We start from the raw sequence: 284 nt of genomic DNA, 5'->3' as shown, positions 1-284 counted from the left end.
CCGAAACCACCCAGAACCAGCTTGAACAGTGGCTGGATCAATTGCTCACGGAAAGCGACCTGCTGAGCCAGGACCAGACCGCCAAGCGTGACAACGAAGCCAGCCTCGCCCGCACCCTGCTGCTCAACGTTACTGCAGCGGCGCTGTTGCTCGGTGTCGTGGCCGCCTGGTTGATCGCCGTCCAGATCGTCGCACCACTGCGCCAGGCCCTGTCCGTGGCCAACCGGATTGCCGAAGGTGACCTGAGCCACGACATCCAGGCCTCGCGCCAGGATGAACTGGGG

The 284-nt window shown here is 64.1% G+C and carries 1 protein-coding gene; it reads left to right on the top strand.

Annotated elements, in window-relative coordinates; genetic code table 11:
- The coding region (locus tag HX846_RS39805) for a HAMP domain-containing protein (RefSeq protein WP_256740092.1) at window positions 1-284 on the top strand (284 nt) is incomplete at both ends.

Source organism: Pseudomonas sp. K5002, assembly GCF_013386655.1.
Lineage (GTDB): Bacteria > Pseudomonadota > Gammaproteobacteria > Pseudomonadales > Pseudomonadaceae > Aquipseudomonas.
The sequence above is the reverse complement of the archived record's forward strand: the minus strand, read 5'-3'. Positions and strand labels throughout refer to the sequence as shown.